The organism is Aliiroseovarius pelagivivens (assembly GCF_900302485.1).
Classification (GTDB): Bacteria; Pseudomonadota; Alphaproteobacteria; order Rhodobacterales; family Rhodobacteraceae; genus Aliiroseovarius; species Aliiroseovarius pelagivivens.
Genome location: NZ_OMOI01000002.1, coordinates 697,363 through 721,967, shown reverse-complemented (window position 1 = coordinate 721,967; position 24,605 = coordinate 697,363). Strand labels below are relative to the sequence as shown.

The following is a 24,605-nucleotide window of genomic DNA, read 5'->3' as shown; positions in this document are numbered from 1 at the left end:
TGAAAGCGCTTTCCGTCAGGAAAAGGCGCTTGCAAATCAGCCCAACGGGGTATAATTCACCCGCCACGGTCGGGCTGTAGCGCAGCCTGGTAGCGCACCTGCTTCGGGAGCAGGGGGTCGGAGGTTCGAATCCTCTCAGCCCGACCAATGACAAAGGCCCCTCTCGGGGCCTTTTGTTTTTTGCGCACAACAAGCGAAGCGCCGCCCCGCCCTGATGTTACTCCGAGAAGGTCGCGACATAGGCGACGATATCGTCGGCACCCTTGCGCAGCTTCACACCCATGTTCGGACGCGCTTTGGGATCGTCCAAAAAGGTACGGATGAACCCGATGGGGTCTTTCGTGTATTCGATCAGGTTTTCGATGGTCCAGACCAGACCTTCATCACCCGCGCGGATCATGTCGTCTGTGAACATCCCAACCGGAAGCCGCTCGCTTCCATAGCGATAATCGTTTTCTGTGCCGGCCAAACGTCCGACCACGCCATACAGGTTCGGTCCGGTGATGCCACCTTTGACCAGCACCTCGCCTTCTGGGTTGATGATGGCGTGACAGGCCGAACAGCGATTGTACATCTTCTCGCCCTTGGCAGGATCACCTTCTGCACTTGCCAATCCGGGGAAGAGAAGCAGCGCTGCCAGTGCGGGATACAACTTGGTCATTTGATAGCCTCGTGTGATGGATTCTCTGGTTACCTAGCTGACGAAACGGAAACCTAATTTGTCACAAATCAAACGATGGTAATTTTTTCACCGCAGGGTTGTTAATGATCACATCCATTCGCACAGCCAATCACACCCGCTGTGACAGCGCCGCCAGCGCCTCGGATTGCTGTTTTTGACGCCTGTCCACCCGTCATATTTCAGGCCAAAACAGCCAAGGCCATGGGTCCTGCTTGGCGGTCAAACCCGTTTCCGCCATGCCAATGCTCGGTGTCACGCACATGCGAATCGTTGGTAAGGGGCAAATCTACTTCTGATTTTGCCTTAATTGGTTGTGATTCCTTCAAATTTAGACCTGCTGAGACACCATGCGCGGCTGTTTTTAGCCCCATCCAACTCTCGCAAACTCCCTTAACGGTGGAAATGTAAGCATTTTCCTGACGTCATAATTGCGCCCCATTTGAGGCATAAACAACCCTTAATTGCGTCTCATTTACGCCCCGTTCTGGGCCACACTCGATAAGACGTATATTAAAGAGTTCTCGACCTCCCGTTTACGAGGTCTGCCTGGTTACCAACTCTACCAAAAACCGAGGACTACACCGTGCACGCTACGTCTAATGTTGTTGATATTCAGACCAATGCAGCTTTCGTCATGCGCCGAGGGCTCAGCGATAGGTTGCAGTATCTAAGCGCGGAGTACCCACAGGTCGGCTTTGGTGTGTCGCTGGTGACCTTGCAAGGGGACCATTACATGTTGGCCAATCCCAAGATGGCACTTCCTGCCAACAAGTCGGATGGCTTTCCGAAAGGCGAGCAGATCGCCAAACTTGAAAGCGGTCAACGGTTTCAGACCATTCGTGTCTTTGCGGACATTCCAGACGGACCTATCCGGCAGGATTTGCCCGAAATGAAGCTGGTCATGGATGTCATTGATCTTGTAGAGCTGATCGACGCACCTTCAGCTCTGCCCGCAGGACAACTGCAAACGGAAACTGGTCTGAGGAATGTTTTAAACGGTACCGAGGGTTAAACATGACGCGAAACATACATCTACTGGCCACAGGGAATGAGGCCTTGGACCCGCTAAACGAAGCGTTTGGCGGGTTAAACGCGACCATTGACCAGCTGACGGCTATTGCGGATGCGCGCAGTTCGGCACGGCTGGCCAAGCTGAAGTCGCGGATGGACGAATTCACCGCAAATGTGACCTTTGTTGGTCAGGTAAAGGCGGGTAAATCCTCGCTTGTGAATATCATGGCAGGGCGCCCGGGGCTGTTGCCGTCGGATGTGAACCCGTGGACCTCGGTTGCAACGACCCTGCATGTGAACACGCGCACGCCGGGTGACACCAAAGCAAAATTTACCTTCTTCGATCATGATGAATGGCAGAACCTGACGGCCGGTGGCGGGCGTCTGGGTGAACTGGCCCATCGCGCCGGAGCGGATGATGAAATGGACGACATCCGTCGTCAGGTTGAAGACATGAAAGCCCGTTCCGAGGAACGTTTGGGCAAGCATTTCGACCTGATCATGGGTCAAAGCCACTCGTATGACTATTTCGACGATGACCTTGTTCAGCGCTATGTCTGCATGGGGGATGAGGACGATCCGGACATCAGCGCCGAAAGCGGGCGCTTCGCGGATGTGACCAAAACAGCCGAGCTGTATCTGGACATCCCGCAGTATCCGATGGCGATCAATCTGAGCGACACACCGGGCGTGAACGACACGTTCATGGTGCGCGAGCAGATCACCCTGCGCAGCCTGCGTGGATCCGAAGTCTGTGTGGTGGTGATGGCGGCCAGCCAAGCCCTGACCACGATGGACCTGGCGCTGATGCGCATGATTTCGCAGTTTGAAAACCGCCAGATTATCCTGTTCATCAACCGCATTGACGAACTTCACGACCCAGTACGAGAAGTACCCGAGATCCGCGACCGCGTGAACGAAATGCTGAAGCAAAGCAGCATCAACGCCGATGCCGGCGTCATCTTCGGCAGCGCCATCTGGGCCGAAGCCGCCCTGACCGGAAATTCAGACCTGCTGACTGACCACGCGGCGTCGTCCTTGAACAAACTCTATGCAGCGGCTGGGTTCGACAGCGATAGTGTGTCGCTCGACCATATCTGGGCCCTGTCGGGTTTGCCGGATCTGCTGCTGTCCATCAACGAACGGATCGCAGAAGGCGCAGGCGCGCGCCTGTGCAACAAAGTGCGCAACCGCGCCCGCAACATGGCCAGCCAGATCCGCGCAACATCAGTTGCAAAGACGCTGACCGACACAGGCACGATGGTTTACGATCTGGACGGCAAGACGCCAGAAGAAGCCATCCGTACTGTGGCCTCCGACTATGAGATTCGCGCGGCCGAGCTGACAGCCAAACTGCGCGATACGGTGATGCAGCGACTGGCCCGCACGGAAGAGAACTTCATCAAACGCGCCACCGCATCACTGATCGAGCATCTTGAGAAGAATGGCGAAGACGGCACGTGGCAATACGACCCCGCCGGGTTCCGCGCGCTTCAGAAATCAGCCTATTTCAATTTTGCCCGCGCAATGCGCAAGGAAGTGGGCGCGCTGTACGAATCCGCTGCCCATGACGTCGAGTCTGTGTATCGCAAACTGCTGGGGCAGCATCTGGGCGAATTTGCTATCGAACCGCCAATCGTTCCCAACGTTCCGCCCCCCCTTGCCATTGGCCGCACCATTGCGCTGGACCTGCAAAGCACGTGGTGGCGCCGTTGGTGGCAACGACGCAAGGGCGTGGCCTCGTACGCTGCCGATTACACACGGTTGGTGGCATCCGAAGCCAGCTCGATCACCAAAGATATCGAGGAAAACCAGATCGCGGCGGTGTTGGAGAATGTCCGCGCCATGCTGGCAGAATTTATGATCGAGCAACAAGAAACACTTCTGGGAATTTCGCAGTCGGCACAGGCGCAATTGGACGAGGAAGCCTTGAAGGCGGCTGGCATTCAACCTGCGAAAACCCCGGACGAGCTTTTGGGTGATATCCTGAAAGACCTTGGCACCGAGGCGGCCTGAAAAGTATGACAGTATCCATTCCCCCCCGCATCGTTACAGCAGAACAATGGAAGCGCCTGAAGCGCTGGTCGCACCGTAAACCGGTCTTCGCCCTGATGGGTGAATTCAGCGCAGGCAAGTCGACGCTTCTGAACTTCCTTTTGAAAAAGGAAACATTGCCCACACAGGTCACGGCAACGCAACTGCCTCCGATCTGGTTCTCTTGGGGCAACAAGCCTTCCTATGTTCAGAATCTGGACGGCAGCCGCGAAACGATTGAACTGAGCAAGATTGGTGAGGTCGGTGTACAGGGCGCGCATTTCGTGCGGGTCTATCTGGAGGCGGACATCCTTGAAGCCGTGGACCTGATCGACACGCCCGGCATTTCAGACCCGAAGATCTCGTCCGACGTGTGGCAACGCGCGGTGGGTCAGGCCAACGGCGTTTTGTGGTGTACTCACTCGACGCAAGCCTGGCGCGAAACTGAGCGCGCTACGTGGGCATCGTTGCCGAAACGTCTGCGGCAGAACTCGCTTCTGCTGGTGACGCGTGCAGATGCGCTGAACGAAACGGATCAGGCTAAAGTTCTGCGCCGGATCAACCGCGAGGCGGGCGAGATGTTCCGCCGTACGATCATGATTTCTGCCCGCGACGCGATCCTTGCGCGCGACAGCGAAGAACATTCAGACCTTTGGGCTGGAAGCGGCGGCGGCAAGCTGGTGGATAACTTCCTGACCATCACCGCCGATATCATGTCAGCGCGCGCAGATATGCTGGCACGGTACCAAAAAGACGGCACAAGCGCGGAAACAGGCACCGATGCGCTTCAGTTGGGGGAAGAGACCTCAACCCGCATCTGGAGCCCGCCCGTCATGTCCCTCTCAGACGACGCCGGAACTGAACCGACGGCTGGGGGTGCTGGCAATGTTGTAAGCATTCGCCCTGCCCGACCTCGTCGCGGCGTTCGGGCAAGCGATGTGTCCGAGACCCGTCAGCGCATCGATGCGGACGAAGCGGAAATGTTGCGCGCTCGGGTGCAAAGTGACGCCCACAAAGAACAGGACATGCAAGACCTGAAATCCGTCTTCCATGTTTCGGAAGAACCCGACGCGGATGCGGATGACGAAATGCCAGAAGCACTTGTTCTGGTAGACAAGGCCTCCGAATTGCAGGGTGATACTGACGCCGACACCTCTTCCGAATGGGACGAGATCGAAGCGGCCCAGATCGAGGAAGAACACGTAGAAGCCCAGAGCGATCTGGCTGCCGACGAAACCCCGGAGCCGACTCAAGACGTTGAAGACGAGGATGCCAGTCATCTGGTCTCGTCTGTGGCTGAGCTGGTCTCTGACCGTGGTCAAAGCGATGCGGTGAATGCCGATGACGCCGACCAACCGCTTGCGGCCGAGCCGATCAGCTTGGCCTCGAACCAGCCGGTCTATAGCTTGCTGGATTCCAAACCGCTAAGCGCATCCGAAGCTTGGGCCGAACACCTGTCGACCCTTGGAGACATCGACGATCCCGCTGCGTTGCACGATGAGTTTGATAAATTCCTGAAGCTTTTCGACGACCGTGCACGTGATCACCATGCGCAACAGTCCGAAGGCGCTCTGCAATCCCTAAGCGACACGGCAACTGACAGCGACACTGTCTGGCACGTGCTGTAGTATACATGATGCAAACCAACACTTTGGCTGATGCAACCCTATCGCTGGACGATGCACTTTCTGCTGGCATGCAGACCGTTCCGAACTGCGTGGCGGCGGGCTATCTCGATATGCAAACTGGGTTTCTTCTGGGCATTCAGGGGCGCGATGCCGAAAGCATCGCCGCACTTGAAGCCATGTCGACATCGATCGCCAACCTAATTCTGGGACGCGGTGTGCACGCCATTGAACAGTTGTTGGCAGATGGCGGCAACGCACAGGACGCCGGTTTCGGAGAGATCGCGATCTACTCGGGCAAACGCCTGTATCTGCTTGTCAGACGACCGGACCAGCCGGATCATGTGGTCTGCTTTGTCTCGGATGATCACGCAAATGTCGGGCTGGCGCTGGCCAAATCCGCAGCGAACATGAACATGATTTCGGCTGCGGTTTAGGCAGGAGATGGCTGTGATCCAATCAGATATCCTTGATCAGCTCGAACGCATCGTAGAGGACGCAAGACCTCGACGCGATCAGAGCATTTACTTGGCACAAACCACGGTCGAAGCCCGCAGCAAGGCGGCTCTCGGCACGTTGCGTGCGACGGTCCTGCCCCGCATCATTCTGTTCACCAATGATCAGGACGACGCTGTAACCTTGACCGTCAACAATGGCCGTGTGGCCGACATGACAGAAGCGATGATGGATGGGGAGCCAGCAAACCTTCGCGACACCACCGCCGAGCATGTGGCCCAGATGCTGAACATGGTTTGCTCTGGCTCGGGCATCCAGATCTTCAGCACCCCGCCCGAGAACGAAGACGACATCGCCGCGACGGGCTTGCAGATATCCAAGATCGAAGCCGCCATCTACGCGCTCGAACCTGTGACCCCGACCCCTGCTCAAACCGAGCCACCAGTTTCGGTCGAGGCCGAGCCTGCCGACGACACACCTGCCGTTCAGGCCCCGGCAGCAATCCCGCCAGCAGAAGAACCAGCCGCCAATGACGATATTGGCGACGGCATCGCCGCACAGTTTTACGCAAACTCGAAGAAGGCCAGCGATCAACGGATTTTGGTTAATCATGCAGACGCCACGGTTGCCGGTCCTGACGGGGTTTTGACGCAGAACATTGATGCCGTGCAGCAGCTGATGGACGACTTGTCGGCGTGGGACGCCGACAGCGATCAACAGGACGTGGGTCCTCAGCTGATAATCTTGCGATCTCAGGGTCAGGATATGCCAAGCTTGACCATCTGCCGCGACACTAATGCGACAGCAATGGCCGCTCACCACACGCGTAGGTTGGGTTCGGTCGTACAATTATGGAAATCATTGACGGCGCACGAAAATTTAAGCTGAATACAGTAACAACTTGGCGTTCACGTTGGATGCCAGGTCAGTAATTTAATTTTTATAACGAGTTGGAAGTCAGATTATGGATGAGGTTCGCCGACAGGAATTAATTCGGATAGCCGAGCAAATGGAACAGACGGCCAGCGATGAAGCGCAGCCGTTCATTTCGCGCATCTCAACCGACTTGAAAGCTCTGAAACCCGGCGTCGCCTTTGTTGGCCAGATCAAGGCGGGCAAGTCGCGCCTGATCAATGGTTTCACGGGGCAAGCTAACTTCCTTCCCTCCGATGTAAACCCTTGGACCACGGTTGTGACCGATATGCATTTCGGGCACCCATCCAACCGCACCAGCGGTGGCGTTTTCCACTTCTTCGACAACGACCAATGGCAGGCGCTTTTGTCCGAGGGGGACGAAATCCGCGACCTGCTTCCTGATGGGGAAGATAACTATAAGCGGCAGATCATCGAAGAACAGATCGAGGCGATGAAAACCCGCGCAAAGGCGCGACTTGGTGCACGCTATGAGAATTTGCTGGGCACTTCACATGATCTGGAAGAACTGACGCAAGAAGATCTGGCCCGCTATGTCAGCGCAGGCGCCGACCCTGATGATCAGCCCGCGCAGACGGATACCGTATCCGCGCCTTACTACAGTGATCTGACCCGCAAAGCCGAGGTCTTCTTCAGGCAAGGTCATTTCCCCTTCCCAATTACGGTTACGGACACGCCGGGCATCAACGATCCGCTGCTCATCCGGGAAGAGATCTCGCACCAGTACCTGCGCAACTCTGACTTCTTCGTCGTGGTTCTATCCGCCCACCAAGCGCTGTCTCAGGCCGATCTGAAGCTGTTTCGCTTGATGCAGGCGCTTGAGCTTGGGCAGATGGTGGTCTTTGTGAACCGGGTGGACGAACTGAACCGTGGTGTCGAAGATGCCGCCAGCGTCCATGCCGATGTGCGTGCCGGGCTTGAGCATGCGCTGGACAGCGCCCAAATGACGGTGATCATGGGAAGCGCGCAATGGGCGCATTATGCTTTGACCGGGGACGCAACCGGCATTGACCACGACCAGATACTGGCTTGGTTGAAGGCACATCCTCAGAAGATGCAGCGGTTCCTTGAGGGGATCGAGCAGCTGAAGAGAACGCAAAAGGAAGGGGCCGCCGAAAGTGCGCTGCGGTTGGCAGCAATGATTGCGTCTGGCCTGCCGGATCTGCGCAGCCACGTGGTCCGAGAAATGTCGGACGGCCCACGCAGCGAACGCATTCACATTGCGGCTCAGCATCTGCGCAACTTCGCCGCAAGCGAACTGGAACGCCGCCGCGTCCATCTGAAAATCGTGGATGACGATACCGCGGAAACCCATTTCGCACAGACCGAAGATAAAACGCGTGCGCAGCTGAGCCAGCTTGTGAACGAAACCCGAGAACGCCTGACCGAAGATTCCGGGCAGAACATGGCCACGCTACGACAGGAACTTGATGACATCGCCCAGTCGATGGTCTCGAACGTCGTGCAAGGGCGCGATGGCGTATCCCCGCTGCTGTCCACCGGGAGCAATACGGAATTGGACTTCAGCGATCTGCGCCAGATCATGCGCGACCGGTTGCTGGATTCTGCCCATGCCCAACGCCAAAAAATGCTGAACGAGCTATATGCATTGGACATGCAGTCGAACGCGGCACTGGCGGAACGTGGTGTGGGTGACGCGGACAATCCGTTGAACGTGGATGCCAGCGCGCTTCGTTGGTATCGCCCCGACACCGGCATCCTGACCCGTGGCATCACGGTCGAGCTGCGTGTCTCTTGGTTGGCCCGTCTGCTGAAACAGCAATCCGTCGTCACGCGCGCCGAACAGATGATCACGCGCGAGTTCCAATCCATTGCGACCGATCTGGTTGATCAGTTCCAGTCTGACCTGACAGGGCGGCTGAACACGGTTATGGAGCATCACTTGGCGGTTCTTGCGACCCGGTTCGAAGAGCTGGACAAAGCCCAACCCGCATCGAGGCCCGATGCGCATGCAGCACTGGAAAATGCCAAGAGGCTTGCAATTGAGTTGGAAGAGTTGTTCGAAGAGGGTATCGAACCTGAACAGCGACTCGAGGCGGTAACGTGATCAACTTTCCAGAAACAGACTCAGTTCTTGGGCAACTGAAAACGTTTCTCTCGAAAACCGAGGCTGCACCAAGCTCAGCCCCGTTGGAATCCATGCGGGCAACGGCTCGGGGTCATATCGACCAACTGACCAGTGCCGTAACCATCGGCTTCGCCGGCGAATTCGGAGCGGGCAAGTCCAGTCTGGCGAATATGCTGGCAGGTGTCGACATCCTGCCCACGGGTCCGCAGCACCTGAAACTTCCCTTGGTGATCGTGAAATACGCCGCTGACCCCGAGACCACGGCTGGCTGGTGGAACAAGACTTCTGAAAGCTTTGCAGGGATCGACCTGGAAAAAGCAGCCGCGCAAGAGCCTGATTTCATCTCGGTTGGATTGCCTTCGGAAGCACTGCAGGAATTGGTGTTGTTCGATCTTCCCGGCGCAGGCGCGCTGGATGAAAGCTATAAGCAGACTCTAGAACTGTTGAAGTTCGTCGATTGCGCGATCTGGTGCACCAACGGCACCAACGCTTGGCGTGAAACCGAACGGTTCCTGTGGTCGCATGTTGCCCAAGAGCTTCAGGAAAACAGCTTGCTTGCGGTGACCCATACGGACCTACCGGTGGTGCGGGAATCCCTGCCACGACTGGTGCCCCATCTGGAACGCGACAGCGACGGCATGTTTCAAGCCGTTGTTCCCATTGGCACGCCTGTCGCCGTAGAGGCGATGGCGCAAGAGCCCGAACCGGATTTCGAACTCTGGTCCTCTTGTGGCGGCGAAGATCTGGCGCGCCGGGTATTGGGTTTGGCAGCCAATCGCAAATCGCGGGACCTTGAGAAAGCCAAGAAGGATCTTGCGACGACACTGACCCCTGCACTGGAAGCTCTGGGAATGGCCGAGGAGCCTGCCGAGTCCGATTTGAAAGCAGCAGCAGCGGCAGTGGCAGCGGCGGCAGCCGAAGCAGAGGCAGAGGCAGAGGCAGAGGCAGCCGACGCTCCTGCTTCCGAACCAGAACTCAACACCGATGAAGCCGATCTAGAGAACCCTGTTCTTGACGATTGGAAAGCTGCGATGCGTGCATTGCTCTTTGAGCTGCGCGAAACGCCGGACCTTGAGCCTGCAGAGCTGCTGAGCCGGTGTCAGGAACTGGTCGAAGAGTTTACCGAAAAACTGGAGCCGGGCCGCAACATTGATTCATCAGCTGATTGGATCGTGGGTGAGTTCGAGAATGCCTCGGACCTGCTGACACTGATGCAGTACGAAGACACTCCACAAGCAACCAAGACTGTTTTGAATGTACTGACCCAGCTCAGTGACAATCTGTCTTGGGCGGGAACGCAGTCGTCGGATCGGTAAACGCTGCAGTCGGCGGCTTGCCTGCAGTAGCGCAACAACTACAAGCAGAATCACCTTATCCGCCACGCCATAAAACCTTGGCAAGCGGCTTCGATTTATGTGGATTCCGCGACCGTCATCGGACCCGTGATCAATGTATCTTCTTCGTTTCAGCAACAAAGAAGTTATATCGGTTATTTTGTCCCCTCGAGTCATAGCGAAGCCATGTGGCCGCCACAGTTTGGTCTCAATTCCTAAGTCTAACTTCGGAGGCATCGATGGTTGAATTTACCTTGCTGAATTGCGCCACCGGTTGGGAACTCCCTCTGCCAAAACGAGAGACGCAGGTAAGACCAAATGAGCCAGAATCATGCATCGGGGCAGGAAGTAGAAAACCCCCAGATTGCAGCGTTGCAGCCCGGCGAAAAGCTGCTGCGCGACCAATACGAGATCCTTCGTTTCCTGAACAATGGTGGTTTTGGCATCACCTACCTGGCGCGCGACAGCCTGGAGCGGGAAGTCGTTATCAAAGAGTGCTTCCCAGGCGCCCTGTGCCGTCGTGTCGGCAGCCAGGTCGAGGCATCAGATCCTGCATATGAAGAAGATCTAAGATCAATTATCGGGCTGTTCATTCAGGAAGCCCGGAATCACGCACGTCTGGTACATCCGAACATCGTGAATGTGCATCAGGTGTTTGAAGACAACCAGACCGCCTATATCGCGATGGATCTGATCAACGGCGGCGACCTGCTGGATTACGTTCAGGATGAACGCAATACGGTGACACCGGACTTCATCGTGAAGGTCACCGAAAAGATGCTGTCGGCGGTGTCGTTCATCCATGACAACGGGATGCTCCACCGCGACATCTCGCCCGACAACATCCTGATCGACGAAAACGGTCAACCGGTACTGATCGACTTTGGCGCAGCACGAGAGCGGGCGGCGAATCGCTCGGCTGCTCTGTTGACGCTGCGGGTGATCAAGGACGGTTATTCGCCTCACGAGTTTTACGCACGCGGTGCGGATCAGGATGCGACCAGCGATCTGTATGTACTGGCGGCCACGCTGTATCACGCCATCAGCGGCGAACGCCCTGTCGATGGCAAGTCACGTTTGGATGCGTTCAATGCAGGTAGCGCGGACCCCTATGTCCCGCTTTCCGGCCGGTTCGAAGGATACCCCAACGGTTTCCTCAAGGCGTTGGACATGGCGATGGAAGTACACATCGTAAACCGCCCTCAATCGGCGCTGGAATGGCTGCGCATGTTCCGTGGCCCCGCCGTTGTATTCGAGGAATTCGGCTATCGCCCCAGCTCGGTCATTGTGGCGCTCGAACGCCCGGATGAGCCCAAGGCTGATTCCGAGAATGCCGAGGCGATCGTTACCGCGCTTCTGTCCAGCGACGATGACGTTGCAACGACCGCTCAGTCGGAAGGGCTTACGCAATCCGCGCCGAAAGACGACCCTTCTGTCACGGTTGTCAAAAGCAGCTCTGGCGGAGGCGGCAAGGCCATTGCTGGCGTGATTGCGCTTCTGGTGCTTGGGGCTGGTGGATACTTTGCCCTTAGCGGTTCGGACGCGCCCGAAGGTGGTGAGGCCGTCCAAGTGGCCGCGGTCACCCCGGCACCGGTCGCAGCTGTATCCGCGCCCGAACCGGAAGCCGAACCCGTTGCTGAACCCGAACCCGTTGTTGAAGCCGCGCCCGTCGCAGTGGAAGACACCGCGGCACCGATCGCAGTGGTTGACGCAACGCCTGCACCTGTGGAAACAGTGCCGGCACCTGCTCCCGTCGCGGCTGAAGATCTGCTGAAACAGCAAATCGCTTTCGGCCACTGGGACGTCGAGATTCCCTTCGTCACCAGCACGCGCCGCCTGTCTACGGGCAGTGCCGTTGCGATCACCCGTGTCGATCCCAACCAAGACACGTCGATCATTGGCGATTGGGTCGCCCGTGGGGCCGTGATCTATACGATCAATGGCAACCCCGTCACCGACAACAGCAGCTTCGCAGCGCGCATTCTGGATAATGTGAAGGTCGACCCGGATGGGTATATCCGCGCCGCCGCGCGGTATCGCCCGAACAGCAGCGCCCGCCCGTTGAACGGTCTGCTGGCCTTGCCCGCAGTGCGGACCTTCGGACTTGAGAACGGCGTCAGCCTGACCGCCAGCAATGCCGACAATGGCAATTGGGCTGTTCGCGTCACACGTGTCCCGGCTGACTATGCCGAGGGGCTGCGTCCAGGCGACATCCTGTTGACTGAGACAACAACCGGCCAATCCATCGGCGCGCCCGAGGACCTTGATCGTATTCTTGAAACCCTTGTTGCTGACGGCGTGTCCCAAGCACGCCTGACCGCCTTGCGCGAAGGCGGCGAGGTTCAGGTCACCATGCAGCTTGCAGGGGGATCCTGACACCAACCATCGAACTGACTGCCAGATAGTGTTCTCTGTGGGCCAAAGTGGCTCGGGCGGAAGTTGGATCCGCCGCAGAAATTAGCAAGTTACCGAGTATCCACATCAAACTCTGTCAGGGCGTTCTGCCCGGCTGGAATGATACGTCATGAACCAAGGCCATCGTCTTGGCGAAGAGAGTGAAAGGTGAAGTTGCCATGTTCAAATACAAAAGCCCGCTAAGCCGGCTGCTTGAAGGTAGCGCTAAACACGCGAATAAGGACCAATCTCACGAGGAAGAGCGCGACGAGGCCGCGGAAGAACCGATTGCGGACCTAAACGCCCTTCGTCAAGTTCTGGCCGGTGGCAATCAGACCACTGAAGCGGAACCCGAGATTGAAGAACCCGCGGAAGAGCTGGTTGTAGAAGACGTTCAAGTCGAAGAAATCCGCGTCGAAGAAATCGCGCCGCTCGAAGTCGAAGAGCTTCCTGTTGAAGAGGAAGCCCTCTCGGCAGAGGATGAGGCCGCCGATGCGATTTTGAATACAATTCTGGCCGAAGATCTGCCTGGGAAGACCCCAGACATCGCGCTGACGGAAGCGCCGGAAGTTGTCGAGGTCCCGCAGGTCGAGAAGGTGGCAGAAGCCGCGCCTGAACCTGCGCCAGTGGCCGCCCCTGCCCCCAAAGCCGACCGCAGCGAGCGTGTGAAAACTACGTTCCTAGGCTTTGAGCGTCCTGACGCACATGTGCAAGACAGCATGGAGGCCGCTCCGGTTTCCAAACAGGTGGCAGACCAAAATATCTTCCCCGTGGGGTGGCTGGTCATCACAGATGGACCGGGTCGTGGCACCAGCTTCTCGCTGATCGAGGGATTGGCTCAGATTGGCCGCAACGATGATCAAGCGGTTCAGCTGGACTTTGGCGACAACGGCATTTCGCGCGCCGGACACGCGGTAGTGGCTTACAACTCCGAAGATCGGAACTGTTATTTGGGTCACGGCGGCAAAGCCAACTTGGTACGCCTGAATGGTGGCCCGGTACTTAGCACTGTTCCCCTGTCCAACGGCGATATGATCCGCATCAGCGATACCACCTTGCGGTTTGTGGCGTTCTGCGACGACAGCTTTGACTGGCAGGACCGCTAAGCATGTTGGCCAATCCTGCATATGACATCGCCCTTGTGGCTGATCAGGGCAAGCGGGACGCGCAGGAAGACGCTATTGCAGCGCGCTTCTTCGATGCTCTGGATGCAGGATATGTCGTCGTGGCAGACGGCATGGGTGGACATGATGCCGGGGACGTCGCCTCGGGGCTGGTAAAAGCCACGTGGCAGACGGAACTTGATGGTCTTCTGGAAGACGGTGGGTGCAGCGATGAACAGGTCACTGAACGCCTGACTCAGGTCGCACTGCGCACCAATGATGCCGTCGCGGCGTATCTCGAAGAGAACGGATCCGAGCTTCGAATGGGGTCGACCCTGTTGGGTGTTCTGTTGCGCGGGAAGCTGTTGAACTGGGTATCGGTCGGTGACTCGCCGCTTTATCTGTGCCGCAGTGGCTTCATGATGCAGATCAACGAGGACCACTCCATGGCCCCGATGATCGATGCGCAGGTCTCCGATGGAACCCTCTCCGAGGAAGAGGCCCGCACCCATCCCGACCGCAATCAGCTGACCTCGGTGATCATGGGCGCACCTGTGCCCAAGCTGGACTGCCCAGAAGCGGCGGTCGAGCTGGCCAAGGGCGATGTGATTTTGGCGGCCAGTGACGGCCTTCAGTATCTGGACAATGACCAGATCCAAGCCCTTGCCAACGCCCACAAAGACCATCCCGCCCGCGACCTTGCCGTTGCCCTTGTGCAGGCCTTGCGGGCCAAAGCTCATCCTGATCAGGACAACATCACGATCGCCGTGATCAAACCCCTGAATATCTAAAACCACGCTTCTAACTGAGGACCCACAGGAAACATGAGAAACCTCTTCTTCGCATCCGGTCTGGCACTGACTGCAATGACTGGTTCCGCCTTCGCTCAAGAGGCTTGCTCGAAATACGTGGTCGAACGCGGCGATAGCCTACGCGAGATTGCCTTGCGCGCATTCGGCAGTACGGATTTCCGGCTGATTTATAACGCGAACAAAGACGCCATCGGGAAAGACCCCAACATCATTCGCTTGGGCATGACCCTAGAGATCCCCTGCCGCGACACGTCTGCCGGTCAAACCTCTGCAGCAACCACCGAGGCCGAAAAAATGGCCCGTGAAATGTCCGCCGGTCTGATCGCCGAAGCCGAGGCCCGCGCCATCGCTGCCATCACTGAAGCCCAGAAAGCCAGCGCCGAGGCCGTGGCCGCCGCAAATGCTCAAGCAGCTGTTGCCATCGAAGCCGCCCGCGCCGAAGGGGCCGCGTTGATCCGCAAGGCCGCACAACCGGGCACGTCAGCGGTGGATGAACGTCAGATCCTGCTGATCACAGGCGGCAACTACGCCCCCTTCACCGACGAAGATCTGCCCAATCGCGGCCTCTATACCAAGCTGGTGGAAACCGCATTTCTGCGCGCCGCCCCCGAACAGGCCTATAAGATCCAGTTCGTGAACGACTGGAATTCGCATCTGGATCTGTTGATGCCCACGCTGGCCTTCGACGGAACGTTCCCTTGGTCACGCCCCAATTGCGAAGAAGCCGAGGCCTTGTCAGAGAATGACCGCGCCCGCTGCGAAACCTATAACTTCTCGAACCCGTTCTACGAGGTAGTCGACACTTACTTTGCAAAGAACGGATCGGGCTATGAAGTCGCGATGAGTCACGCAGACTTTGCCGGGGCCACATTCTGCCGTCCTGAAGGCTGGTCGCTGACACATATGGACGCCGTTGGCCTGTACGAACCGGCCATCACTTTGGTCCGTCCCATCGATCCCGATGCCTGCTTCGATGCCGTTGCCAACGGCACCGTCGATATTGTCGCGATCGAAGCGCACCTTGCCGTCGAGGCCATCAGCCGCCTTGGCTATCAGGACGAGATTATCGAAAACCCCAACCTTGCGGCAATCAAGGGTCTGAACGTGATGACCCATGTGAACAACCCCGATGGGGAAGCTGTACTTGAGATCCTGAATCGGGGTCTGGAAATTATGCAACAATCCGGCGAATGGCGGGACATCGTGTCCACCGCTCTGCGCCACCAAATGGACAACAGTTAAGGCCGTTCCAGGCCGATAAGACTACCTGGAGGATAGGAAATGTTTAAACAAACTGCGAAGAAGCTCGCAATCGCGACGACCGCCACCGTCGCTTTGTCAGCTGGTATGGCAAGCGCTCAGCAGGCCTGTACCAACTATACCGTATCTGACGGCGACACGCTGGCGACGATCGCAATCACGGCTTATGGCACCTCGAACTATCAGCCGATCTTCAACGCGAACCGTAACATCGTGACCAACCCCAACGACCTTGACCCGGGTCTTGTGCTGGCCCTTCCGTGTGAGGATGGCAGCCTGCCCGACGGACGTTCCGCACAGGAAGTGATCGCAGCCGAAGAAAGCCGCTTTGAATCCACCCGTCGTTCGAACGCCTATGAGCCCCCCATCCGCCTGGTTACCGGCAACGGCTGGGCGCCCTTCACCGACGAATCGCTGAATGGCGGTGGTTTCATGACCCGTATTGCCACCACCAGCCTTCACCGTGCTGGCAACTCGCGCGACTACTCGGTCAGCTTTGTGGATGACTGGGGTGCACACCTCAGCACGCTGCTGCCGCTTGGCGCGTTCGACGTATCCATTGCATGGACCATGCCTGACTGTACCAACCGCTCGTACGAGTGGTCGGAAGAGACAACCACGCGCTGCACGCAGTTCTACGCGACTGTCCCCGTCTATGACACGGTTCGTGGCTTCTACACCCTGCCGGAAAGCTCGTATGTCAACGCGACCACCTTCGCGGAATTCGAAGGTGCAACGGTCTGCCGTATGGATGGCTGGAGCATGATCGACCTTGAGGAACAAGGCATCAACGTTTCGAACGTGACTGTACTTCGCCCCAAAACCGCACGTGAATGTCTGGATGCTGTGTTGAACGGCACCGCCGACGCCGCGTCGTTCGAAGTTCAGCTTGCCGCTGACACGATGAGCGAAATGGGCCTGACCCAGAACGATCTGGTTGAAAACCCCTTCGTTTCCACCCTGTCGTCGCTTGCATTCCTTGTACACCGCACCAACCCGTTTGGCCGCCAGTACGTCGCAATGATGAACAAAGGTCTGAACGAGATGCGTGAATCGGGTGAATGGTACGCCATCATCTCGGACACCCTGCGCGAGCATAACGACCGCATGAACGCGAACTAAGCCGATACAGCTTAGATGGAATATAGAAATGGCCGGCGAATACGTCGGCCATTTTCGTTTCTGGGGTATCTCAGGACCCTAGGATCCCCGGAAGGCCGAATGTCCTATCCCTGAGGCTCGGCGGCATAGCTCAGCACCATGTCACGCAACGTGACCAGCCCGCAGGCGGTGCCGTCTTCGATCACCAATGCGCGGCGGTGATCCAGCCGTGACAAAAGACGCACCGCGTATTTGACCGCCATGTGATCGGCCACCGTCAGGGCGGGCTTGTCCATCACCTCGTAGACATTCATGCGGTCCAGAGACTTGTTCATCGCAATCGCCCGCTCGGCGATCATGTCGATCGAGATGATGCCGTATTCGTCATCCTCGTGACGGCGTTCGATCACCAGCGCCGTCACGCCCTTGGCTTTCATTTCGCTGACAGCTTCGCGCACCGTCGCAAGACCACTGATCATATAGATCTGACCCTGCATCACGTCGCGCACTTTCATCGTGTTGTCTTCCATCACAAGTCCTCCTTGCTGATTTCCTGCTGGATCGTGGCAATCTGACCGGACAGCCCAATGGCGTCTTCAATGTCCAACTGGAATGCTACCCCGGTTCCGGGGTCTTCATCAAATCGACAGGCCGCGCCGATCCCTTCCAGAATCAGGCGGCTGTGGTGTTCCTCGACCAGAAACAGGATCACGTCCCGCTGCCCGTCCACGGTCAGGCCAAGAAACGTCTTGGCAGGGGTCAACCCTTCGCCTCGCGCCGAGGTGATGACGGTACACCCGGTTGCGCCCTTTTCGCGGGCGGCCTCGATGGCGGTGTCCGTCAGTTCATCCTGTGTCATCACAATGATCAGTTTAAACTTCATGGTTCTCTCCTTGGCTGTCTTTGTCGGCCCTTCGGCGCGACAGCCAGTTGCTGATTTGGGCATAGCCCATCACGGTAATCATGGGAAATAGGCTGGCCAGAGCGATCAGGCCAAACCCGTCCAGAAGGGGGCTGCGCCCCGGCACGGTGCTGGCAAGGCCCAACCCAAGGGCCGCCACCAAAGGCACAGTTACGGTCGAGGTCGTCACCCCGCCGCTGTCATAGGCCAGCGGAATGATCATGCGCGGCGCCATAAGCGTCTGGATCACGACGATCACATAGCCCACGATCATGTATTGATAGAGCGGCGTGCCCGTCACGATGCGGAACGTCCCCACCGCAAGGCTGATCGCCACCCCAAAGGCCACGGCGATGCGCAGCCCATTGGCCTTCACCCCGCCCCCCGATGCTTCCTGCGCCTTCAAGGCGACGGCGATCAGGGACGGCTCGGCGATGGTGGTCGCAAAGCCGATGGCGAAGGCGAAGATATAGACCCAGTAGTAATCCAGCCATTCGACCGCCGCGCCGGGCTCGATCCCCAGGAAGGCGGGATCGGTCAGCTGGGCGGCCATCTCGCGGCCCAGAGGGAACAGGGCAATTTCCAGTCCCGACAGGAACAGCGCAAGGCCCAACAGCACATAGAACATGCCCACGGCCACCTTTTTCGGGTGGGGAATGGGTTTGCGCAGGATCACAAGCTGGAACAGCAGCAGCACCGCCGCGATCGGCAGCACGTCGCGCACAACGCTGAGGAAGGTCCACAGAAGGTCGGTCAGGATCGTGATCATGTCGCCACCACCAATCCGAACAGAAGCACGAAGATGATCGGCATCAGGGATGCAAAGGCGATCAGTCCGAACCCGTCAATCATCGGGTTCCGCCCCTTGATGACCGAGGCCAGACCAACGCCCAGCGCCGTCACTAGAGGTACCGTGATGGTCGAGGTCGTGACACCCCCGCTGTCATAGGCGATGCCGATGATCTCGCGCGGGGCGATGGGGGTCAGGGCGACCACCATGATGTAGCCGCCAATGATCAGCCATTGGATCGGCCAGCCCATCAGGATGCGGAAGACGCCCAACACCAAGGACGCGCCGACGGACGCGGCCACGGTATAACGCAGGGCGGTCGCCATGAAGTTCATCTCGGCCTCACTTTGGCCGATCACACCGGCCTCGGACATCACGGTCGCGGCCTCGGCCCCGACGGCGATCAAGGCGGGTTCGGCAACGGTGGTGCCAAAGCCAAGGCTAAAGGCAAACAGGACAAGCAAGGGAAGTGAGCCACGCAAGGCCAGCGCGTTCGCCAGCGCCTCGCCCAGAGGAAACAGCGCCATATCGAGGCCTCGGATAAACACCGTCAGGCCCAGTAGGACAAACAGAAAGCCCAGCGCGAACTGTCCCAGATTGTCGATGGGTTGCTGCAACACAACAAGCTGGAAGAAGCCCACGATCAAAAGGATCGGGGCGAGGTCGCGGGCGGTGCCGCCCAAATAGCCGAATAGCTTTCCAAGCGTATCGGTCATATGCCCCTTCCTGCGTTACATCACGAGTTTCGTGTTCATACCAATGATGTAACAGCCACGTGGCGGCGGTGCGAGCCATGATTGAAATCAAACCAAAATGGCAAAAAAACACCCCCGGACAGGCCGGGGGTGCATGTGTTCAGTCTGTGGTTCGGATCAGTCGTTCGACCAGCCCGAAACGGCTTTGACCTCAAGGAAGTCCTCGATCCCCAGAATGCCGCCTTCGCGCCCGTTGCCGGACTGCTTATAGCCACCAAAGGGCGAGCCTGCAGCGCGCGAGGTGCCGTTCATCTCGACCATACCCGAACGCATCTGGCGGGCCACGCGGTTGGCGCGCGCGCCGTCCTGAGTCTGGATATAGTTGGTCAGACCATAGACGGTGTCATTGGCGATCTCGACGGCCTCTTCTTCGGTGTCGAACTTCATGATCGACAGGACCGGGCCGAAGATTTCTTCGCGACCGATGGTCATGTCATTGGTTACGTCGGCAAAGACAGTGGGCTTCACGTAATAGCCTTTATTCAGGCCGTCAGGGCGCCCGGTTCCACCCGCGACAAGGCGTGCGCCTTCGTCGACGCCCTTCTGGATCAGATCTTGGATCTTGTTCCACTGAAGCTCGTTCACAACGGGACCAACGTGGCGGCCTTCCTCGGATGCGGGGCCAACCTGCACTTTGCCAGCCACTTCGGCAGCTTCTTCCACCACGCGATCATAGATCGAGCTTTGGACCAGCATACGCGAGGGCGCGTTACAGCTTTGGCCGGTGTTCTGCATCATGTGCAGCACGCCACGCTTCACAGCTTTCTCGTCCGCATCTTCAAACAGGATGTTGGCACCCTTGCCGCCCAGTTCCAGCGCCACGCGCTTGATCGTGTCGGCGGCCGCTTTCGAGATCGCGATGCCCGCACGGGTCGAGCCGGTGAAGCTGACCATGTCCACGTCGGGATGCGAGGTCAGCTGGCTGCCAACGCCCACGCCATCACCATTCACCATGTTGTAGACGCCGGCCGGGGTGCCGGCTTCGTCCATGATTTCGGACCAAACGATCGACGACAGCGGTGCGACCTCGGACGGCTTCAGAACCATGGTGCAGCCAGCCGCAGCCGCAGCCACAACCTTCAGCGTCACTTGGTTCATCGGCCAGTTCCAAGGCGTGATCAGCGCGGTCACACCCACGGGTTCGTACAGAAGACGGTCATTCGGGGCGTGTTTGCCCAGCGTCTTCTCGAACTCGAAATCTTTGAAGGCGCGGATGAAATTCTTGATGTGCCAGCTGCCAGCACCCACTTGCGAGCTGCGCGACAGATCAATCGGTGCGCCCATTTCAATGCTCATCGCCTGGGCCAAGTCTTCGGCGCGGCGGTTGTAGATCTCGAGAATGCTCTCGATCAGTTCCAGACGCTCGGCCTTGGACGAAAAGCCCCAGGTCTTGAAAGCTTCCTTGGCGGCCGCAACGGCGGCGTCGGTGTCGGCCTGATCACCAAGCGAGATGACCGCGCAGACCTCTTCGGTCGAGGGGTCAATCACATTGCAATCGTTGGCGGCAGCTGGGGCGACCCATTTGCCATTGATGTAAAAGTCGCGTTTCTCGATCATATTCCTGACTCCTTGGACGGGTTTGCGGGCACTGTGGCACCGTGGGGCTGGTAGCGCAACCCGTGGAATCATAATTTGATCAAATTATTTTACAAAGCGCAAGACCTGATAAATTGACGCACCTTACTTTCAAATCTTCGCCGAATACTTAGCTACACCATGAAACGAATTGTCATCCAAAAGGAGAGCCCCTCATGGGACTGCGCATTAACGACATCGTGCCAAATTTCACGGCAGAAACAGATCAAGGCACAATCAGCTTCCATGACTGGATTGGTGACAGCTGGGCCATCCTTTTCTCGCACCCGAAGGACTATACCCCCGTTTGCACGACCGAATTCGGCGCTGTTGCACAGCTTGCCGATGAATGGGCCAAACGCGGCACCAAGGTGATCGGCCTGTCGGTCGACAGCGCGCAAGAGCACGTATCGTGGAAAGCCGACATCGAAGGCTTCTCGGGTGCAAAGGCCGGCTTCCCAATCATCGCGGACGAAGATCTGGCCGTGTCCAAGCTGTTCGATATGCTGCCCGCCGAGGCCTATCTTCCCGATGGCCGTACCGCAGCCGACAGTGCATCCGTGCGCTCGGTCTTCATCATCTCGCCCGACAAAAAGGTTCAGTTGATCATGACCTATCCCATGTCGGTGGGTCGCAACTTCGCCGAGGTGCTGCGCGCGCTGGACGGCCTGCAAGCCACGTTCAACACACCCATCGCCACCCCGGCAAACTGGGTCAAGGGTCAGGACGTCATCGTTGCCCTGTCGCTGACCGATGATGCGGCGAAGGAAAAGTTTGGCGAGATCGACATCAAGCTGCCTTACCTGCGCACAACGGCTGACCCCAGCCTAGCGGCGGCTGAATAACCAAACGAAAGGGCCCGCGCTGATCAGCGCGGGCCCTTTTTCGTTTCGCAAGACTGTAGGAACAGCCTTATTTCTCGGCGGCTTTCAGCGCTTGGCTCAACGCTTCGCGATCACCAACATGGTTGGCCAGAACCAGCACAAGGCGGGCGTTCAGCGCGTCGCTGTCTTCTTTGCTCAGACCTTCATGCGCGGCCAAAAGCTCGGCATAGAAATCATCCACACCGTCGATGTTCGGGGTCAGGATCAGATCAGTCATGGGGCTTACTCCTTACCGATGGCGCGACGGATCGCGGCGCGGATCTGGTTTTCATCATAGCTGGGGCGACGGGCCGCGACGTGCTGATCTGGACGGATCAGATAGACGGCTTTTTCGTTGTCACCCAGATAGCGTTCACGCAGGGCACCGGTCTTGTCGTCTGCAGTCGACAGGGCCAAACGTTCGACCTGAATGCCAGCTTCCTCGATCACATCGGGGGCGTCGGCGTCGATGGTCAGCAGAATGAACTTGTCGCCCAGCTTGGACAGAAGGAACTCATCCCCCAGCGGCGCATCGGGGCAAACTGAACCGGGACGCGAACGGGCGGGGCCGTCTAGCGCATCGGCCGAGTTCAGAGGCGAGCCATCATAGGTGCAGGGCACCGACAAACGGCCCGAGTTCACCATCGGTCGTGCAAACTCGTGCTTTTCCGACAGGTCCAGAACGGCATCGCGCAGGACACGGCTCATCTCCGATTTCGGAGTGATGAAATCGGTCGAGCGGGTCGAGTTCATGATGTTCTCGTCCGCACCGTGCACCCGTTCAAAATCATAGCTGTCCAGCAGGCTTTCAGGCGCTTCACCGCGCATGACCATGCCCAGTTTCCAACCCAGGTTGTCGACGTCCTGCATGCCCGAGTTCGCACCGCGTGCGCCAAAGGGCGACACTTGGTGTGCGGCGTCACCTGCAAAGAAGATGCGACCGTGGCGGAAGCTGTCCATGCGCTTGCACTGGAAGGTGTAGATCGAGGACCAGACCATGTCATATTCCACACCTTCACCAAGGAAGGCGTCCAGACGACGACGGATGTTTTCCTCTTTCATCTCTTCCTTACGGTCGACGTCCCAGCCGATCTGGAAGTCAACGCGCCAGACATCATCGGGCTGTTTATGCAGAAGGGTCGACGCGCCGCCACCGTGGGTCGGTTCAAACCAGAACCAACGCTCGGTCGGGAAGTCGTCGTTCTTCATCTTGATGTCGGCGATCAGGAAGCTGTCCTGGAAAACCTTCCCGGTAAAGTCCAGATCCAGCATGGTGCGCAGTGGAGACGAGGCCCCGTCACAGCCGACCAGCCATTCAGCTTCGATCTGATAAGGGCCGTCGGGCGTCATGATGTTCACGGTGACATAACCGTCATGTTCTTCGACCGAATCCACGCGGTTCTTGCCGCGGATCTCGATCGGCGCCCCGTCCTTTTGCAGCTCTTCAAAGCGATCCAGCTGGAAGCTTTCGTAATAGGGCTGCTGCATGTTGATGAAGGCGGGGTATTCGTGACCTTCTTCGGGCAGAAGGTTGAATTCAAAGACCTGGTCGTCCTTGTTGAACACTTTGCCAATGTTCCACACGACGCCTTTATCGACCATCGGCTTGCCGCAGCCATAACGGCCTGCAACTTCAAGGCAGCGCTTGGCGAAACAAATCGCGCGCGAGCCCATGCCGACGCCTTCGTGGTCGTCCAGAACCAGCGTTGGAATGCCTTGGCGACCAAGGTCCAGCGCGGTCGCGATGCCGATGGGTCCTCCACCCATGACAACGACCGGATGACGTACGGGCGACGCCGCATCCTGATCGGCAGATTTCTTGTAGGGATAGCGCTTGTAGGCAAGCGTGTATCTATCGTCGAACATCGGGTTCTCCTCCGGCTGCGCGCGTTTCGGGTGGGGTCCGGCCCTCATGGCCGAACCCCGAAGGTCTTAGCCCTGCAGGGCGGCCCACATGTCCAGATCGCGCTGTGCGGTCCAGATACGGGGGGTGTCGATGCCGCGGGCCTCGTCATAGGCGCGGGCGACGTTGAAGGGCAGGCAGTGCTCGTAGATGGCATAGTCTGCGAATTTCGGGTCACATTCGGCGCGCACGGCGTCCCATGCTTCTTTCAGCGAACCACCGCGTGCAGCCACTTTGGCGGCCGGGGCGTAGGTGCTGTAAACGAAGTCACGGGTGCTTTCGATGGCGCGTTCAACGGCTTTTTTGCCGATCAGGGCTCCGCCACGACCGGGTGCGATGGCGTCCACGTCGAAGGACGCGATGTTGTCCAGCGTGTCACCCCAATCCGAGAAGTGACCGTCGCCACAATAGCAGGCCGAGTGATCTTCTACGATGTCGCCGGTGAACATGACGTTCTGGTCCGGCACGTGAATCACGATGTCGCCCGAGGTGTGAGCGCGGCCCAGATGCATCAGGTCGATGCGGCGGTTGCCCAGATAGACAGTCATATCATCCGAGAATGTGGTCGTCGGATAGGTCAGACCGGGGATCGACTCGTGGCCTTCGAACAGGCGCGGGAAGCGCTGGAATTCGCTGTCCCAGTCTTCCTGACCGCGTTCCACAACCATCGCACGGGCTTGGTCGCCCATGATGATCTGATCCGCACCATAGGCCGACGCACCCAGCACGCGCACGGCGTGATAGTGGGTCAGAACCACGTGGCTGATCGGCTTGTCGGTCACCGAACGCACGCATTCGATCACTTTGTTGGCCAGACGCGGGGTCGCCTGAGCTTCAACGATCATGACGCTGTCATCGCCAATGATCACGCCCGAGTTCGGGTCGCCCTCGGCGGTGAAGGCATAGAGCCCCTCGCCGATCTGGTCGAAGGTAATTTTCTTTTCGGTCATGTCGCCTTGCGACGCGAATGCCTTTGCCATGGTT

At 58.1% G+C, this 24,605-nt stretch carries 22 protein-coding genes and 1 tRNA gene; 14 read left to right on the top strand and 9 right to left on the bottom strand.

What is annotated here, in order from left to right:
• Positions 1 to 70 precede the first annotated feature (70 nt).
• Positions 71 to 147: transfer RNA gene (locus tag ALP8811_RS15680), tRNA-Pro, on the top strand.
• Positions 148 to 217: 70 nt separating this feature from the next.
• Here the strand turns inward: ALP8811_RS15680 and ALP8811_RS15675 are convergent.
• Positions 218 to 661: a c-type cytochrome gene (locus ALP8811_RS15675; protein WP_108858192.1), complete on the bottom strand. Its 444-nt coding sequence runs from the start codon at positions 659 to 661 to the stop codon at positions 218 to 220.
• A gap of 604 nt (positions 662 to 1,265) precedes the next feature.
• Between ALP8811_RS15675 and ALP8811_RS15665 the strand changes: the two genes are divergently transcribed.
• From ALP8811_RS15665 to ALP8811_RS15610, 12 genes are all read left to right on the top strand, one after another.
• On the top strand, positions 1,266 to 1,694 hold the full coding sequence (locus ALP8811_RS15665; RefSeq protein WP_146184041.1) for a hypothetical protein: 429 nt from the start codon (positions 1,266 to 1,268) through the stop codon (positions 1,692 to 1,694).
• Between the two features lie 2 nt (positions 1,695 to 1,696).
• On the top strand, positions 1,697 to 3,709 hold the full coding sequence (locus tag ALP8811_RS15660; protein ID WP_108858189.1) for a dynamin family protein: 2,013 nt from the start codon (positions 1,697 to 1,699) through the stop codon (positions 3,707 to 3,709).
• A gap of 5 nt (positions 3,710 to 3,714) precedes the next feature.
• Complete coding sequence (locus ALP8811_RS15655; protein WP_108858188.1) at positions 3,715 to 5,355, top strand: dynamin family protein; 1,641 nt, start codon at positions 3,715 to 3,717, stop codon at positions 5,353 to 5,355.
• Positions 5,356 to 5,363: 8 nt separating this feature from the next.
• On the top strand, positions 5,364 to 5,789 hold the full coding sequence (locus ALP8811_RS15650) for a hypothetical protein (RefSeq protein WP_146184040.1): 426 nt from the start codon (positions 5,364 to 5,366) through the stop codon (positions 5,787 to 5,789).
• A 13-nt stretch (positions 5,790 to 5,802) separates the two neighbouring features.
• Positions 5,803 to 6,696: a hypothetical protein gene (locus tag ALP8811_RS15645; RefSeq protein WP_146184039.1), complete on the top strand. Its 894-nt coding sequence runs from the start codon at positions 5,803 to 5,805 to the stop codon at positions 6,694 to 6,696.
• Between the two features lie 121 nt (positions 6,697 to 6,817).
• Complete coding sequence (locus ALP8811_RS15640) at positions 6,818 to 8,809, top strand: dynamin family protein (RefSeq protein WP_245924679.1); 1,992 nt, start codon at positions 6,818 to 6,820, stop codon at positions 8,807 to 8,809.
• A gap of 92 nt (positions 8,810 to 8,901) precedes the next feature.
• Positions 8,902 to 10,146 carry a dynamin family protein gene (locus tag ALP8811_RS15635; protein ID WP_245924678.1) on the top strand — a complete coding sequence of 415 codons (1,245 nt, stop codon included), beginning with the start codon at positions 8,902 to 8,904 and terminating at the stop codon, positions 10,144 to 10,146.
• A 336-nt stretch (positions 10,147 to 10,482) separates the two neighbouring features.
• Positions 10,483 to 12,540, top strand: coding sequence for a protein kinase domain-containing protein (locus ALP8811_RS15630; RefSeq protein ID WP_108858183.1), 2,058 nt, complete (start codon positions 10,483 to 10,485; stop codon positions 12,538 to 12,540).
• Between the two features lie 197 nt (positions 12,541 to 12,737).
• Positions 12,738 to 13,664, top strand: a complete 927-nt coding sequence (locus tag ALP8811_RS15625; protein WP_108858182.1) for an FHA domain-containing protein — start codon at positions 12,738 to 12,740, stop codon at positions 13,662 to 13,664.
• A 2-nt stretch (positions 13,665 to 13,666) separates the two neighbouring features.
• A complete protein-coding gene (locus ALP8811_RS15620; protein ID WP_108858181.1) occupies positions 13,667 to 14,452 on the top strand; it encodes a PP2C family protein-serine/threonine phosphatase in 786 nt (261 codons plus the stop codon).
• A gap of 33 nt (positions 14,453 to 14,485) precedes the next feature.
• Positions 14,486 to 15,715 (top strand): transporter substrate-binding domain-containing protein, encoded by a 1,230-nt coding sequence (locus ALP8811_RS15615; protein WP_108858180.1) that lies wholly within the window; start codon positions 14,486 to 14,488, stop codon positions 15,713 to 15,715.
• A 39-nt stretch (positions 15,716 to 15,754) separates the two neighbouring features.
• Positions 15,755 to 16,855 carry a transporter substrate-binding domain-containing protein gene (locus ALP8811_RS15610; protein ID WP_108858179.1) on the top strand — a complete coding sequence of 367 codons (1,101 nt, stop codon included), beginning with the start codon at positions 15,755 to 15,757 and terminating at the stop codon, positions 16,853 to 16,855.
• A 104-nt stretch (positions 16,856 to 16,959) separates the two neighbouring features.
• Here the strand turns inward: ALP8811_RS15610 and ALP8811_RS15605 are convergent, their stop codons facing one another.
• The 5 genes from ALP8811_RS15605 to ALP8811_RS15585 form a co-directional block, all read right to left on the bottom strand.
• A complete protein-coding gene (locus tag ALP8811_RS15605) occupies positions 16,960 to 17,364 on the bottom strand; it encodes a CBS domain-containing protein (RefSeq protein ID WP_108858178.1) in 405 nt (134 codons plus the stop codon).
• Positions 17,364 to 17,717, bottom strand: coding sequence for a P-II family nitrogen regulator (locus tag ALP8811_RS15600; protein WP_108858177.1), 354 nt, complete (start codon positions 17,715 to 17,717; stop codon positions 17,364 to 17,366). Before ALP8811_RS15600 ends, ALP8811_RS15605 begins: the two co-directional genes overlap by 1 nt.
• Positions 17,707 to 18,504: a DUF1538 domain-containing protein gene (locus ALP8811_RS15595; RefSeq protein ID WP_108858176.1), complete on the bottom strand. Its 798-nt coding sequence runs from the start codon at positions 18,502 to 18,504 to the stop codon at positions 17,707 to 17,709. The genes ALP8811_RS15600 and ALP8811_RS15595 overlap by 11 nt, the downstream gene beginning before the upstream one ends.
• Positions 18,501 to 19,241 (bottom strand): DUF1538 domain-containing protein, encoded by a 741-nt coding sequence (locus ALP8811_RS15590; RefSeq protein WP_108858175.1) that lies wholly within the window; start codon positions 19,239 to 19,241, stop codon positions 18,501 to 18,503. The genes ALP8811_RS15595 and ALP8811_RS15590 overlap by 4 nt, the downstream gene beginning before the upstream one ends.
• 156 nt (positions 19,242 to 19,397) lie before the next feature.
• Entirely contained in the window at positions 19,398 to 20,837 is a 1,440-nt protein-coding gene (locus ALP8811_RS15585) for an aldehyde dehydrogenase family protein (RefSeq protein ID WP_108858174.1), read from the bottom strand.
• 194 nt (positions 20,838 to 21,031) lie between these two features.
• Here ALP8811_RS15585 and ALP8811_RS15580 point away from each other — a divergent pair, with 194 nt between their 5' ends.
• Positions 21,032 to 21,700: a peroxiredoxin gene (locus ALP8811_RS15580; RefSeq protein ID WP_108858173.1), complete on the top strand. Its 669-nt coding sequence runs from the start codon at positions 21,032 to 21,034 to the stop codon at positions 21,698 to 21,700.
• A gap of 67 nt (positions 21,701 to 21,767) precedes the next feature.
• Here the strand turns inward: ALP8811_RS15580 and ALP8811_RS15575 are convergent, their stop codons facing one another.
• From ALP8811_RS15575 to ALP8811_RS15565, 3 genes are all read right to left on the bottom strand, one after another.
• Positions 21,768 to 21,956 carry a DUF2783 domain-containing protein gene (locus ALP8811_RS15575; protein ID WP_108858172.1) on the bottom strand — a complete coding sequence of 63 codons (189 nt, stop codon included), beginning with the start codon at positions 21,954 to 21,956 and terminating at the stop codon, positions 21,768 to 21,770.
• 5 nt (positions 21,957 to 21,961) lie between these two features.
• Positions 21,962 to 23,584: an FAD-dependent oxidoreductase gene (locus ALP8811_RS15570; RefSeq protein ID WP_108858171.1), complete on the bottom strand. Its 1,623-nt coding sequence runs from the start codon at positions 23,582 to 23,584 to the stop codon at positions 21,962 to 21,964.
• Between the two features lie 66 nt (positions 23,585 to 23,650).
• Entirely contained in the window at positions 23,651 to 24,601 is a 951-nt protein-coding gene (locus tag ALP8811_RS15565; RefSeq protein ID WP_108858170.1) for an MBL fold metallo-hydrolase, read from the bottom strand.
• Positions 24,602 to 24,605 lie beyond the last annotated feature (4 nt).